The following is a 14,941-nucleotide window of genomic DNA, read 5'->3' as shown; positions in this document are numbered from 1 at the left end:
GTTCACTCAGTTGCCGCCCGACACACGCGGGTCGTCAAAGAAATAGTCAGACACCTGGGTCGGCTGGTTTTTGATGGCACCCACGCGGTGCAGGAACTGCCCCAGCTCCAGCGTGCGCTGGGGCTGCACGGTGAATTCCACCTGCGGGTTGCGAATTACGTCCAGCACCAGCTGGCGGTCCTGCTTGGCACCGCTGACTTTCAGGTAAATGTCTGCCGCCTGCTCGGGGTTGTTGCGCACGAAGGCTGCCGCTTCATCCAGCGCATCCACAAAGGCGCGGTAGGTTTTGGGGCTTTCGTTCTTGAACTTCTCTGTGGCATAGAGCACGGTAGCTGCCGCTGGGCCACCCAGCACGTCATAGGAGTTGAGCACTGCGCGCGCCTGCGGGTTGCCAGCCAACTCCTGATCCTGGAAAGGCGGGTTGCCAAAGTGGGCCGTAATTTCCGTGCCGCCCTTGATGATGGCCGCCGCTGCCTCAGGGTGTGGCAGTGCGACCTGCAGCTTGTCGAGCTTGTTGTACTGCGCATCCCCCCAGAGCTTGGCCGAAGCCATCTGCAGAATGCGCGCCTGCACGGACACGCCCACGGCAGGCAGGGCAATGCGGTCCTGGTCCGTAAAGTCGGCAATCGACTTCACCGCCGGGTTGTTGCTCACCAGCAGATAGGGGAAGTTGCCCAGCGAGGCCACGCCCTTGACGTTCTGGCGGCCCTTGGTGCGGTCCCAGATGGTGAACAGCGGGCCTACACCTGCGCCTGCAATATCTACCTCGCCCGTGAGCAGTGCGTCATTGATGGCCGGGCCGCCGGACAGGCGCAGAAAGTCCACTTTGATGTCCAAGCCCTGGGCCTTGCCGTGTTTTTCAATCAGCTGCTGATCCTGCGCCACATTGAGCAGCAGATAGACGATGCCGAACTGCTGGGCAATGCGCAGCTGCCCTTCCTTGGCATGGGCCTGAGGCAGCACCGCAGCGGCAGACACCGCTGCCAGCGCCAGCACGGCAGTGCGTCGGCGCAGACCTTTGAACAATGACATGGCAATCTCCTGGTATCTGTGATTCAGGGCAAAAACTGCCCCTAGCGCCCATCGCACCTGCGTAGGCAGCTATCAATTCATAAATAAAGTGGTGGGTTGCTTCTTGGGACGCAGGAGCCGCTTACACAAGCCAGCAAACCAAAGGTTTGCAATTGAGACGAGGCGCGAAGCCGCAGGCAGTACAACTAGTACGACAAGGCTGAGCAACGACGTATCAAGGCTTGTGTGAGCGGGTCTAAGCCTGCAGCTTGCTGCCTTCCACCGTCGTGCGGTAAAGCTTGCGGCGCAGATGCTCGGGCGTGCCCGTAGCCAGATGCAGCACGGAGCAGTTGTCCCAGAACACCATGTCATGCCGCTGCCACTGGTGGCGGTAGACAAACTGCGGCTGCACGCTGTGCGCAAACAGCTGCTGCAGCAAGTCGCGGCTTTCGTCTTCAGGCAGGCCCAGAATGCGGCTGGTGAAATGCTCGCTCACAAACAGCGCCTTGCGGCCATTGCCGGGGTGGGTGATGACTACGGGGTGTACGGCAGGCTTGACTTCGTCGATCTGCTGCTGCGTCAGCTTGGGCCGCCATGGGCTCTTGGCGCGCAGGGCCTCGTAGTGCAGCAGGTAGCTGTGCTCGGCCTGCAGACCTTCCAGCTGCTTTTTCAGCGCCTGCGGCAGCGCGTCATAGGCCGCGTGCTGGTCGGCAAACAGGGTGTCACCACCTTCGCTGGGCAATTCCTGCGCATGCAGCAGGCTGCCCAGGCTCGGCTTTTCCTTGTACGAAAGGTCTGAGTGCCACAGCAGCCCGGCATCGCCCAGGCCTTCAGGCTGGCCCTGGGCGTTGCGCACGTTCGAGACCTGCAGAATTTCTGGATAGCCCGGCAGCTGGAACTGGTGCAGCACATGGATCTGCAGCGGCCCCCACAGACGGCTGAAGGCCACCTGCTGCGCCGGGGTGATGCGCTGGTCACGGAATACCAGCACATGGTGCTTCCAGTGCGCCTGCTGCAGACGCTCAAAATCCTCCTGCGAAATGGGCTGCGACAAATCCAGCCCCAGCACTTCCGCCCCCAGATTGCCTACCGCACCCGCATCACGTGGCAGGGGACGAATTTCAAAATCCTGGGCAGTGGTGTTCAGCACATCCTGCAAGGTGGCAGCAGCATCAAAACGGTCAGCAGCAAGTACAGCAGACATGGAAAGCTCCTTGAATCGTCGGCATGAGGTGTCGTTGGGAGCCAGTCTAGAAAAGATGTTTAATTCTTAAAACGAATAAAAAATTAATTATTTATATCCAAAACATCTTTAAAACAGCGTGTGGCTGCACCGGCCGCAATTTGGAGCTTGGGGCAAGGTGGCGCCTCTCACCGAGCCTGTGAGCCCTGCAGGGCTCTCGCAAATAGCAGACATCTGCATGCCCAGCAAGCCCCGTGCATCCCAGACCATTGCGCATACACCATGCAAAAGAAACCACAGATTCAGCAAATGCAGCACACAGATTCTGAAAAATCTGCAAAAACCTGCGCTTGGTTTAAATAATGCGCATTAATTCACCATAAATATAAATTTGAATATTTATTCAAAAAAGAGACATTCAATCAATAACAACTAATTGAATTTTTGTTTGCAAATACTCACTCCATTGCCATTCACGCAACTTCGTTGTTTCTCATAAGGGTTTTTGTTACATTAAACATGGCCGCAAGTGTTTTAAATATTTAATACCCTTGATTAAAGGCCAACGCAGACACCTCTAAATTCAATCAATAACAAATATCTCCATGCGGCCTCATATCCAACGAAATTTCACTCTGACTGCAGCTGCTGCTACCCTGCTCACCATGACTGGCTGCCAGACGCTGCAAGGTGCGGGAGATGCACTGAAAGAAACCTTCGCCAGCAGTGATCCATGCTCCAACAATGCCCGCAATATCGGTATCACCGCTGGTGGTCTGCTGGGTGCGGCGGCTGGGGTTGCCATTGGCGACAATGCCACCGGCGCCATCATTGGTGCAGGTGTAGGCGCTCTGTTTGGTGCATTGATCGGTCAGGATATTGACCAGCGACGCTGCGAACTGTCCAAGCTCGCGCAGCAGCACCAGCTGCAAATGCAGGTCAACGATATCAAGCTGACAGAAGGTGACAAACAGACCAAACAAGGCCTGAGCGTCTCTGTGCAGAATGAATCGCAATTTCAGGTGGGCTCCTCCAAGCTCACCCAAAGTGGGCGCGAAGCATTTGAAGCCATTGCGCAGACCTACCTGCAGCCTATTCAGGGCAGCACCCCAGAAGCGCAGGCTCAGCGCCACCAGAAGATGCGTATCTTGCTGGTGGGCCACACCGACGATACCGGCCCTTCCACTACCAACGCCCGCCTGTCCGAAGAGCGCGCCAAGGCTGTCGCAGAAATTTTTGCCAAAGCAGGGTTCAAGCGCTCTCAAATCTATTACCAGGGCGCAGGTGAAACACTGCCTGTAGCCAGCAATACGGAGGAAGAAGGCCGCGCACGCAACCGCCGTGTGGAAATCATCGATTTGAGCGATGACCTTGCCTTTGACAACTTCCTCTCTGGCGGCCGCCGCACCAACACGGCCTTTTACCGTCCTGCCAGTGAGGCCGCACCTGTCATCCCCAGCAAAGGGGCCAAGAAAACTACCGCAGCAGCCAAAAAAGACAGCACGGCCAGCAAAACCACCACGGCGCGCAGCAAGGACAGCGCACCTGCGCAGACCACAGCCAGCACTCCTGCAGCTGCATCTGCGGCAGCCAGCCAGCCCGCCAAGCCCGCACGAGCCACTGCGGTCAAACCCGGCCCCATCGACTTTGGAGGCGTTCCCGTCAATGGCCAGCCCATGGTCCTGGCCCTGGGTGGAGCCAAAAGCACGGGCACTTTTTCATGGCTGCCCGTGGCACAGGCCGATGAGACCGCCCCACTGCTCAGCTGCCTGCAGGACCGCCCACGCGTGGCGCATGGCGTCAAGTCACTGGCCAATGGCCAGCTGCGCACCAAAGACTATCTGCCCGGCGTCTACAACAGCAGCTGGGTGGCGACGGTCAACGGCCACCTCGTCGCGCTGAACCGCGTGGCAGTCCTCAGGGATGGCGTGGTTCCTGCCAACAAGCCTGAACTGCAGATCTACCGCAACTACGAGGGCAATGCCAAGGCCAAGCCAGACTACAGCGGCAAGCCGGAAGTCAACGCCTATCTGGGTGAACGCGGCTTGCTGTACCGCGTGTTCAACGCTGGTCCGGTGCAATGCATGGACATTTTGATTCCCCATCGCAATGCGACGACAGCCATTGCCGGGAACCTGATTTACCCAGGCCAGGGCGACTACTACCAGACAGAAATTCAGCCACGCTTGGCCAAATAAATTCTGACCATTAAAAAACAGGAATAACCAATGGAAGACTTTTTCGGTTTTATCACCAAGAATATCGTGGCCATAGGCACCATGGCTGCGGCCGCACTGGTGATCATGGCCTATATCGCCAACCAGCGATTCAAGCTGTGGGTGGTGGATTTCTGGGCGACTTTCCCAGTCATTGGCACGATTGCACGTCTGTCGCGCGACAAAACCAAGGGCAATAACGGCTGGCTGCGCGCAGAAGAAAAGCTTTGCGCGGCATACAAGCCTTTTGTCAATCTGATTACCCGCCGCATGTTTGATCAACGCATCGAATACATGCGCAAATCTGCGGACCTGGGCCGCACTCCTACCCCCATGTGGGCCTGGTTTCTGCTGGTCATTCTGGTGATTGCAGAAGGCATGGGGTTCTCTTACCTGCTGGGCTCATGGATGGCCCGTGAAGGCAGTGCCAACACCCACACCCTGCTGATGTTTGCCATCGTGCTGGTGCTGTGCGTGATTCTGGTGGCACTGACCCACTTTGCGGGACACCAGTACTACCGCACATCCTTGCTGCGCTCCTGCTTTGCGCGCTACAAAGAACGTGGCAGCGATGAATACTCCGTCCACACCGTGGCCTTGAAGGATGACCAGGACATTGACTCCAGAGAGCCTGACTTCAAGCAGACCATCAACCGCGTAGGCAAGCATTCGCATGATGTGGGCAGCTACGCTGGCGGCATTATCGCGATCATTGCCATTGCCTTTATTGCCATTGTTTCCACCTATATGCGGGTGCAGAACATGGAAGCAGAAATGGCGCGCGTCGTGACGGGAGAGGCCCATGTCGCCTCTTCTTCGCAGGCATCCGGCAATCCTTTTGATGCTCTGCTGCTGCCTGAATCGGTGACCTCCTCGCAAAATGCCGCCGACTCCCAGGCCAAGAACGAAGAAATGAACGCCTTCTCCAAAGAAGGACTGGCGGCATTTGCCATGCTGGGCTTTATCTTTGTGATTACCCAGATCGTGGGTATGGGCACTGGCTACAAGTACGGTTTTGCAGGCCGCGAATCAGACCAGGCGTTCAAAGCCACAGGTGGCTTTTCGACCTACGAAGACTATCTGTCGTACTACCGCCCTCTGCGTGACATGGTCAACGGCCGCCTCAAGGACCTGCAGCAGCGCATCGAGAGCAAGTCGCACACCAAGCTGTCGCTGAACAAGAGCTTTGATGATTTCCTGCGTGAGCAGCGTGCCCAGGAGATGATGGAAGACCCGCTGACCGAAAGCAATCCTGCACCAGAGACACATCCAGCCGTGCAACCAGCCGTGCCCGTCTCCGCTCCAGTGCACACACAGCCTGCAGTGACTGCAACGCCGCCCTCCGCGCCTGCTGCACCCGTAGAAGCACCTGCGCCGACACTGGCAGCGGTCCAGCAAGAAATGCTGCGTCTGAACAATGCAGATGCCGAGAAAGCCTACTTCCTGAGCCTGCCAGACAGCATGCGCAGCAACCCGGCACTGCTGACATGGCTGAAAGAACGCAAGGCAGTCCGCGCTGCAGCGGTTCAAGCCAACGATCTGTTCTAAGGACGGCTGGTCATCATGTCTTTCTGGAAAACCATTCTCACCGGTGCCTTGCTGGGCACCGCCTCACTGAGCTGGGCCGCCACAGGCTCCGTTCCCAGCTGCTATACCGCCAACAAGCTGCCCATGGCAGCTCCCGTACCAGAGCGGGAAGTCTTTATCCTGCTGGATCAAACCACGCCGCTGGACGCCACGCTGCAAAAGTCGGTCATTGAAAACGTCGCCCGCGTTCTGCAGCCCGGCTCGGCTTATTCCATTGCGACCTTCTCGTCCTTCGGCCAGGGCCGCTACCTGGAACTGCTGGCAGCTGGTGCCATGGAAGTCACGCTGCCCGAAAGCGCGCGCAACAGCATTGGCGTCAAGGTGCTCCGCAACTTTGATGCATGCCTGGTCAGCCAGCAGAACTTTGTACGCAAGACCGCTGCTGCAGCGCTGCAGCAGGCGCTGTCAGGCATCAACCCTGACTATGCCAAGTCTGACGTCATGGCCAGCGTCAAGGAAATGTCTGCACGCATCAAGCAGTCGCCAGCCAGCTCCAAGGTGCTGTTCCTGGTTTCGGACATGCTGGAAAACTCTGCCGTCAGCAGCTTCTACGCCAACCGCAATGTGCGCCAGCTCAATCCTGGCGCAGAGCTGCAAAAAGCCACCTCAGCCAGCATGCTGGCCGATCTGGACGGTGCACGCGTCTTTGTGCTGGGAGCAGGCCTGGTGCAAGATGCCCAAAGCAAAGGGCGCGCCCAGGACAGCGGGGTGTATCGCTCCCCTCAGGCCATGAATGCACTCAAGGATTTCTGGAACCAATACTTCCAGAACAGCAATGCCACTTTGCAGGAATTTGGCATGCCCGCCCTGCTGGTGCCGGTGCAATAAGTTCTGTGGACATGCGAGAGGTGCTGGAACACCAGCCACTCTCATAAAAAGAGCTGCTAGCGCAATATTCTCCTTAGATTGAGAATGAAAAGTGCCTGAAAATCACTTTTCACAAGCGCTAGCAGCTCTTTTTTCATGAGCAACACCAGCACATGAGCCGCCGCAGAAGTCATGCACAGCGCATGTCTTCACACTCCGCGCCACAATGCCGTTTTCATCCATTGCATGCTGCGCACACCATGACCGAACCCAGCTTTGAAGAACACCTGCAATCCGGCAACGCTCTGGTCGCCCAGGCACAAACCGTTGCCACCCAGGACTTTCAACAGGCACGCGCTCTGTGGCAGCAAGCTGGCAAGCACTTCTACCACGCCCACAAGGCAGACCCTACGCATGCCATCGCCGCCTTTCGCCTGGCACAGGCCTGGATGGCAGAAGCCTATGCCCTGCAAAAAGAAGAGTCTGCCAATGCGCTGGTGATGTGGGCCAATGCCGCTGCGCAGTGCGAACTGGCCTTTGACCTGGACCCCGAAAATGGCCGCATCGCCATGACCGCCGCCAGCTGCCACCACTTTGCCGGCGAGCACGACGCTGCCAAGGCCTGGAAGCAGATTGGCGAGCATTTGCTGAAGGATGAGCAGGCAGCTGCAGAACAAAATCGCGACGACGCCTAAGCACACCACACAAACAAAAAAGAGCAGCCTGCGCAGGCTGCTCTTTGCTTTTAAAGTGCTATCAGCATCAAAACCAATACTGACCAGCGCTAATAGCTCTGCTTTTTAGAGCATTACTGAATGCCCGCAGCACGATAGGCCTGCTTGAGCTGCTGCACATTGTTCAGCAAAGCCGTAGGGCCTGTGCTGCCCATCAGGTACCAGCCCTTGGGGTCCAGAAATACGATCTGGCCTTTCTGACCGGCAGGTGTGGACTTGACCTTGTCGTTATCAAACACCTTGGTCGAAGGAATGATCTCGCCACCGCCTGCCGCTGCGCCCACGCCTGTGTTGCGGTCAATCACATAAATCCACTCGGGCTGCAGCTTGGCCAGATCGTCAAACGTAAAGGCCGGGCCACCACGCGCAGGAATATCTTTGGCCGTCAGCTGCGACTTGGCACCCAACACATCAAACAGGAAACCAAAGCGTGCACCAGGGGCCTGGGGCATGATGCGTTCGTTGATGGCCATCAGCAGCACACCGGGCTGCGCCTGGGCAGCCAGTTGATTCAACTCAGCCACTTCAGACTTGATCCTGGCGACCAGAGCCTTGCCCTGCTCCTGCTTGCCGTACATATCGGCAATCTGGGTGATGTTGCGCTCCATGTCCTGCAGCATCGTTGCAGGCTTGACGCTGAAGTCCAGCGTAGGCGCAATCTTGCTCAGCACGTCCTGCTTCGCCGCCGAGCGGCCGCCCACAATGATCAGATCAGGCTTGATCTGGCTCAGCGCCTCGTAGTCAGGCTGAAACAGGGTGCCAGCGACCGTGTACTTGGCATCGCCATAGCCTGCCATGTATGCAGGGAACTGCGCCTTGGGCACGCCTGCAACGGGAATGCCCAGCGCCTGCATGGTGTCGAGCGTGGCGAGGTCGTAGACGACGGGGCGCTCAGGTGCAGCAACGGTAGATACAGCTTCGGCTTGGGCGACACCTGCCTTGTGGGCCTGGGGTGTTGTTGCAGCCATTACGCCCAGGCTCATGCTGGATGCCAGCGCCAATGCTGTGAGAGTCAAGTAGCGGTTCATAGTGTTCCCAAAGAAATGTCCCTGATGCCGCTGGCAACAGGGACATGGTGTGATTTATCAGAAGGCGGCTGTCAGGCTCAGGTTGTAGCGACGACCATCGTAGTGAGCGTCATACGTATCCTTATCCACTTTCTTATCAAACACGTTGTAAATACCAAAGCCCAGTTTCACGTCTTTTTTCAGTTTGTAATTGACACCCACATCTACAAACGTAAACGATGGTGTCTGATTATTCGCCATGGATGTACGGCTCAAATAGTCCGAAGATTTGCCGCGGAAGTTCACGCGACTCCAGACATTGGTGCTGGAGTTGGCATTCCAGTCCAAAGTAGCATTGAGCATATGCTTGGGCAGCTTATTCAGCGGGCGACCTGCAAATTTTCCGCTCTTTTGCTCAGATTTGGTAAAGGTATAGTTGGTCGCAAGCTGCAGATCTTGAATGATATTCCAGGTTGCCGTCAGCTCAATACCGCGCATATTCGCCTTATCGACATTCATGCGCTCACTGATGAACTTGTATTTCGTTCCATTGACCACACAATTACCTGTCGAAATACTGCTTCCACCGCCATCCGTGTCTTCACATACACGTTCCTCAGAAATCTTGTCCTTGAAATCGGTGTTAAACAGAGTCACGCTGGACATAAAATTGCGTTTGTTATCAAACACCAGTCCAATTTCCTGGCTCAGAGATTTTTCAGGCTTCAGATCTGGGTTGCCAAGAATGATGGCAGGATCGCCTCCACCACCCGTAATCTGCCCCCAGTCTGCAACCGCTGCACGCAGTGCGGGCGCCTTGAAGCCCGTCGAAACACCACCCTTGACCGTCCACTGCTCTGCAGCCTTCCAGACGCCATAGATACGCGGCGTCCACTCCGTACCGTAATTCTGATCACGGTTCATGCGCAAACCGGTCGTCAAGCTAAAAGTATCAGTCGCAGCAAATTCATTTTCTGCATACAACGCCCACTGGTAACGATCAATATGATTACGCGTGCTACCCTTCAGTTCATTACCTTGGTCATCCAAGCTTTCTTTTCGGTAGTAAACACCTACGGTTGTCACATTGGAGCTTCCGAGGGGCAATATGGCCTGGCTGTTGAACTCCGTATTCACCAGGTTCATATTTCGCACAGGATTATCTGTTTCTTCACGCTGAAGGTAGGTATTAATCTTGCCCCATGCGTAACTTCCTTGATGACCCAGGCTGTAGTCATTTTTGTAGTAGCTCTGATGTGATGGATTATTAGGTGAGCACCCTTTTTTACCGCATGATTCCAAGGCCATGGACTTGCCGGGATTGGATTCACGTTTCTGAATCGTTCTGCCAACCAGAAAATCAAAATTATTTTGCTTGTCTGCTGCCAGATTCAGCTTCAGATTCAAAGCCTCTGTGCTCTGCTTACTAAAACCATTGACAATCTTGTCTTCATTGCGGTGTGAAGTCTGACCATAGATTTGCAAACCCAGCACTTCATTTTTGATCGGACCACCAAAATTAAAGCTGCTCTGGTAGATATCGCCAGCATCAGAGTTTTCTTGCTGCGTGGTCTCCGCACGCACACTGCCACCCCATTGCTGCGGTACTTTGCGCGTGATGATGTTGATCACACCGCCCATGGCATCAGAGCCATACAGCGATGACATCGGGCCACGCACAATCTCAATGCGCTCAATCGCACTCAGTGGAGGCAGCCAGCCCTGCTCGATGCCGGAACCATCACTATTGGGGCGAGTCTCACGCGAGTTCTGACGACGACCATCGACCAAAATCATGGTGTAGCCAGCTGCCATACCGCGAATGCTGATATCGCTGGAGCTGCCGCCTCCCGTAACCAGCACCCCGGGCACATCACGCAAGGCATCTGTCACATCGCGATAGGAGCGCTTTTCCAGCTCTTCACGAGGGATCACGGTGATAGATGCGGGAGCATCTTCCACTGTCTGCTCAAAACCCGAAGCCGTCACCACCATCGCGCCCAGCACCTGCTCTGGCGAAGGCTGTGCCAGCGGATCAGCCGCAAACGAGGAAAACACACCACCGGCCATGATGGCTGCAGCAAAAGTTGGATAGGAAATGCGCAAAGGAGTCATTTTTGTCTTCGAGAAATCTAATAAGAATCAATTTCATTAGTATCTCACTCATGTACATCAATAGACTGCAGATCGCCCTAAGAAATGACGGTGAACAAGGAGATGCACACATCGCGGCAGAGCAAGCTGACCGCCCCACACCTGCAAAGAAACAAACTATTGATTTAAATAACAAATTTCACTGCATAGACTGATCTGCGAGGCCCTCCTCAAGCCATCACATGCCGTAGCACAGATCTCACAACTTGTTGCTTACAGGCTACAGGTCTACAGCAAAACACTACGCAAATGAGAAGTATTTTCATTAAGAAACGCATAATCCACGTCGTCAACCGATTTCGGCTCAAGACAAGACGCAACCGGTACCGCAGCGCCACTGCGGCCATCCCCTTGTATTCCTTTCATGTCAGCCCCTGGCTGAGATTGCTATGCCTCAAAAATCTGTTCCATTTTTCACTCGCCCTACGCTGCTGGCGCTTGCTGCCGCAGCATGTGCTTCCGCCATCGCTCAGGACAACACACAGACCCTGTCTGAGGTGGTGGTTTCTGCCTCCGGCTTTGAACAAGACATTCGAGATGCACCTGCGTCGATCACTGTTATTACCAACGAGCAGCTCGCAGAGCGACGCGTCAACAACTTGGCGCAAGCCCTAGAAGACGTGGAAGGCGTCGATGTTGGAGCAGGCACTGACAAAACGGGTGGACCCAATATCAGCATTCGTGGCATGCCCAGTGAGTACACTCTGATTCTGATTGATGGTCGTCGTCAGAATTCAGCAGGGAATGTCACACCAAATGGATTTGGGGGCACACAAACCAGCTTCATTCCCCCTGTTTCTGCCATTGAGCGTATTGAAGTCATCCGAGGACCCATGTCCACACTCTATGGCTCAGATGCTATGGGTGGCGTGATCAACATCATCACGCGCAAAGTCAACAAGGCATGGGGTGGCTCTGTCACCGTTGAGGGAACAGCCCAGCAAGAGTCAGAGTTTGGTGACTCTTACGGTGGTAAGTTCTACCTGAGTGGCCCTATTAAAAACGATTTACTTGGACTCGCATTACGTGGCAGCTCCGTACATCGTGATGCCTCAGATATCTCTTACATCGATAACGATGGGAAACGCGAAACTCCCATCATGGGCGCGAACCCCGTGCAATCAACAGTCAACACTTTTGGTGCTCGCCTCTCTTTAACGCCCAATAAATCCCATGACATTGTTTTAGATGTGGAGAGTGGTCGTCAAACTTATGACAACTCCAGAGGACAACTGGGAACACTCGGCGATGGCGGTTACTCCAAGGAACAAAAATACAAACGTGACCAGTGGAGTCTTGCACATACTGGCCGCTATGCATTTGGCATCTGGGAAACTAGCTTTCTCCATAATAAAACTGAAACTGTAGGTCGTCTAATTCCTCCTGGCGTCTCTGGAGCCGGTACACCTCGCAACTTGGAGACCACCAGTAAAGTTCTAGATACAAAATTGATGACCCCTTGGGCTAATCATTTGACTACCTTTGGCGGCCAATACTGGAAAGCGGATTTGATGGACGGCGTCGTTGCCGATAAATTCGACTTCACCCAGAAAGCACTCTTCGTGGAAGATGAGTGGAGCCTGACAGACGACTTCAAGCTTACGCTGGGTGGTCGATATGACCGACACAGTGTCTTTGGCGGAAAATTCAGCCCGCGCATTTACGGTGTCTGGAATGCTTCTTCGGAGTGGACCATCAAAGGTGGCGTCAGCAATGGATATAAAACGCCGCGCGTTGAACAACTTGCATCCGGCATCAATGGTTTTGGCCGCCAAGGTAAGTTACCACTGATTGGCAACCCTGATCTTCGCCCTGAAACCAGCCGTAGCACTGAACTTGGCTTCAACTTTGATGATGCAGAGCAGCGCTATGCAGCAGGTATTACGTTTTTCCACAATAGCTTTAAAGACAAAATAGCGTCAGGCGACGCCATTCCTAATTGCACATACACAGGAGCACCCAATCAACCCGGTTGCTTAAATATTGGTAATTGGCCTACAGTACCAGAATTCGCTCAATCCATTAATATTGATAAAGCCACGACCCAAGGTCTAGAACTCAATGGTCGCTTCAAAATCAACCAAGAATGGAGTACTAGTGCGAACTATACATATACAAAAAGCAAACAAAAAAGTGGGGAAAACATTGGTCAACCTCTGACAGACACACCCAAACACGCAGCAAATTTCCGCTTGGATTGGAAACCAAATGCCCAATGGAGTGGTTGGCTACGTGCAGAATACCGCAGCGAACGCTATCGCGGGAACCCCAACTCCGCAACAGCATCTACTGCAGCTGCAGTAAGAACGCTGGGTGACTATAAAGCATTTTCACAATTCCATATTGGCGCCAGCTATCGTGCAACGCCAAAATTCACATTGCATGCTGCGGTGTATAACCTATTCAACAAAAACTTTATTGACTATGGTTCCTATCAATATAAGGATGGTAAAGGTAAAACTGTAACAGCTTACAGCAATCGCTACATTAATCCACAAGATGGTCGACGCCTCTGGATTTCTGGAACTTATGAATTCTAATATTTAACAAAAATAAAAAGGGAGATTAATCTCCCTTTTTATTTTTTCAGTTATAGGGTTATTTAACCCCCAACAACTCCACCTCAAAATTAATCGTGGCATTCGGTGGAATCACACCACCTGCGCCACGGCTGCCGTAGGCGATGCTGGGCGGGCAGGTCAGCTTCGCCTTGCCGCCCACCTTCATTTTCTGCACGCCCTCGGTCCAGCATGGGATCACGCCATTGAGGGGAAAGTCAATGGGCTGACCGCGTGCGATGGAACTGTCGAACTCCTTGCCGCTTTCAGGGAACCAGCCACGGTAGTGCACACGCACGGTATCCGTAGCCTGAGGCTGTGCGCCTGTGCCTTCGGTGATGACTTCGTAGATCAGGCCACTGGGCGTGGTTTCAGGGGCAGCGTGGGCTGCGCCTACCGCCAGCAGGCTGGCAGCGGCCAGCGCAAAAACTTGTTTTTTCATATGCAAAACGCTTTTCAGGGTTAGAAAGATCACGCAGCCATCATGACTTGGCAGCGGTGATGCCCATGGCATCCAGTGCCGCTTGCAGGTGTCCGACAGTACGCTCCACGTTGTGCCATTTTTCCAGGCCAAACAGGCCAATACGGAAGGTCTGAAAGTCAGCCCCCTCATCGCACTGCAGCGGCACGCCAGAGGCGGTCTGCAGGCCGGCTGCCAGGAATTTCTTGCCATTCTGGATGTCTGGGTCTGTGGTGTAGCTCACCACCACACCGGGCGCCTTGAAGCCTTCGGCCGCCACACTGGGGAAGCCGCGGGACTCCAGCAGGGCACGCACCTGGCGGCCCAGCTCCATCTGCTCTTCCCGCACCCTGGCAAAGCCGTAGGCGCGGGTTTCCAGCATCACATCGCGCAGGCGCACCAGTGCATCGGTAGGCATGGTCGTGTGATAGGCGTGCTGGCCTTTTTCATAGCCCTCGGCAATCTGCATCCACTTCTTCAAATCGCACGAGAAGCTGGAGCTTTGCGTGTCTTCAATCGCCGTGCGTGCGCGCTCGGAGAGCATCACCATGGCGCAGCAGGGGGAGCTGCTCCAGCCCTTTTGCGGCGCGGAAATCAGCACGTCCACGCCGGTCTTGACCATGTCCACCCACATGGCACCGGATGCCACGCAGTCCAGCACCAGCAGCGCGCCCACTTCATGCGCGGCATCGCTGATGGTGCGGATGTAGTCATCCGGCAGGATGATGCCGCTGGCGGTTTCTACATGGGGTGCGAACACCACCTTGGGCTTTTCGGCACGGATGGTGGCCGCCACCTCCTCCGCCGGGCAAGGTGCCCATGGATCCTGACTGCCTGTACCTTGCTTGCGCGCTTTACAGACGACGGCGCCGCCACCCAGACCAAAGTTGCCGGTGTCAAAAATCTGCGTCCAGCGGTAGCTGAACCAGCCATTGCGCACAATCAGCACCTTCTGCCCATTGGCAAACTGGCGAGCCACCGCTTCCATGCCAAAGGTGCCGCTGCCGGGCACAAGCACAGCGGTGTGGGCGTGGTAGACCTCCTTGAGGACGCCCAGAATGTCTTGTGCCACGCCCACAAAGCGTTTGGACATGTGGTTGAGCGCACGGTCGGTATAGACCACCGAAAATTCCAGCAGCCCATCAGGATCGATATCAGGCAAAAGTCCAGGCATTGTTTCTCCAGTTTATGCGGGCGGCACAGGCCCCTATTGCTATGGAAATC

The 14,941-nt window shown here is 55.0% G+C and carries 11 protein-coding genes; 5 read left to right on the top strand and 6 right to left on the bottom strand.

Translation table 11 applies throughout. From position 1 onward, the window contains the following. Window positions 1–6: 6 nt before the first annotated feature. Together B5M06_RS07220 and B5M06_RS07215 are read right to left on the bottom strand one after the other, a co-directional pair. Window positions 7–1,032: an ABC transporter substrate-binding protein gene (locus B5M06_RS07220; RefSeq protein WP_054067168.1), complete on the bottom strand. Its 1,026-nt coding sequence runs from the start codon at window positions 1,030–1,032 to the stop codon at window positions 7–9. Between the two features lie 235 nt (window positions 1,033–1,267). After that, window positions 1,268–2,215 (bottom strand): TauD/TfdA dioxygenase family protein, encoded by a 948-nt coding sequence (locus tag B5M06_RS07215; protein ID WP_054067167.1) that lies wholly within the window; start codon window positions 2,213–2,215, stop codon window positions 1,268–1,270. A gap of 644 nt (window positions 2,216–2,859) precedes the next feature. Between B5M06_RS07215 and B5M06_RS07210 the strand changes: the two genes are divergently transcribed. From B5M06_RS07210 to B5M06_RS07195, 4 genes are all read left to right on the top strand, one after another. After that, window positions 2,860–4,392 (top strand): OmpA family protein, encoded by a 1,533-nt coding sequence (locus B5M06_RS07210; protein WP_054067166.1) that lies wholly within the window; start codon window positions 2,860–2,862, stop codon window positions 4,390–4,392. A 30-nt stretch (window positions 4,393–4,422) separates the two neighbouring features. Next, window positions 4,423–5,958, top strand: coding sequence for a hypothetical protein (locus tag B5M06_RS07205; protein WP_054067165.1), 1,536 nt, complete (start codon window positions 4,423–4,425; stop codon window positions 5,956–5,958). Window positions 5,959–5,973: 15 nt separating this feature from the next. Further along, window positions 5,974–6,825, top strand: a complete 852-nt coding sequence (locus B5M06_RS07200) for a hypothetical protein (protein WP_054067164.1) — start codon at window positions 5,974–5,976, stop codon at window positions 6,823–6,825. A 239-nt stretch (window positions 6,826–7,064) separates the two neighbouring features. Then, window positions 7,065–7,499, top strand: coding sequence for a hypothetical protein (locus tag B5M06_RS07195; protein WP_054067186.1), 435 nt, complete (start codon window positions 7,065–7,067; stop codon window positions 7,497–7,499). 113 nt (window positions 7,500–7,612) lie between these two features. On the opposite strand, the gene B5M06_RS07190 is transcribed toward B5M06_RS07195, so the two are convergent. Beyond that, on the bottom strand, window positions 7,613–8,566 hold the full coding sequence (locus B5M06_RS07190; RefSeq protein WP_054067163.1) for a siderophore ABC transporter substrate-binding protein: 954 nt from the start codon (window positions 8,564–8,566) through the stop codon (window positions 7,613–7,615). Between the two features lie 57 nt (window positions 8,567–8,623). After that, complete coding sequence (locus tag B5M06_RS07185; protein ID WP_077345460.1) at window positions 8,624–10,660, bottom strand: ligand-gated channel protein; 2,037 nt, start codon at window positions 10,658–10,660, stop codon at window positions 8,624–8,626. Between the two features lie 428 nt (window positions 10,661–11,088). On the opposite strand from B5M06_RS07185, the gene B5M06_RS07180 reads away from it, so the two are divergent. Next, window positions 11,089–13,239 (top strand): TonB-dependent receptor domain-containing protein, encoded by a 2,151-nt coding sequence (locus B5M06_RS07180; RefSeq protein WP_058879972.1) that lies wholly within the window; start codon window positions 11,089–11,091, stop codon window positions 13,237–13,239. Window positions 13,240–13,297: 58 nt separating this feature from the next. On the opposite strand, the gene B5M06_RS07175 is transcribed toward B5M06_RS07180, so the two are convergent. Both B5M06_RS07175 and B5M06_RS07170 read right to left on the bottom strand, forming a co-directional pair. After that, window positions 13,298–13,699 (bottom strand): FKBP-type peptidyl-prolyl cis-trans isomerase, encoded by a 402-nt coding sequence (locus B5M06_RS07175; RefSeq protein ID WP_054067162.1) that lies wholly within the window; start codon window positions 13,697–13,699, stop codon window positions 13,298–13,300. A 40-nt stretch (window positions 13,700–13,739) separates the two neighbouring features. Continuing rightward, window positions 13,740–14,891 (bottom strand): aminotransferase class V-fold PLP-dependent enzyme, encoded by a 1,152-nt coding sequence (locus tag B5M06_RS07170; protein WP_054067161.1) that lies wholly within the window; start codon window positions 14,889–14,891, stop codon window positions 13,740–13,742. Window positions 14,892–14,941 lie beyond the last annotated feature (50 nt).

Origin of the sequence: Comamonas kerstersii, assembly GCF_002056725.1 — a bacterium.
In the GTDB taxonomy this organism is placed as follows: Bacteria; Pseudomonadota; Gammaproteobacteria; order Burkholderiales; family Burkholderiaceae_C; genus Comamonas; species Comamonas kerstersii.
Note: the sequence above shows the minus strand (reverse complement) of the source record. Positions and strands in the feature narration are given on the sequence as shown.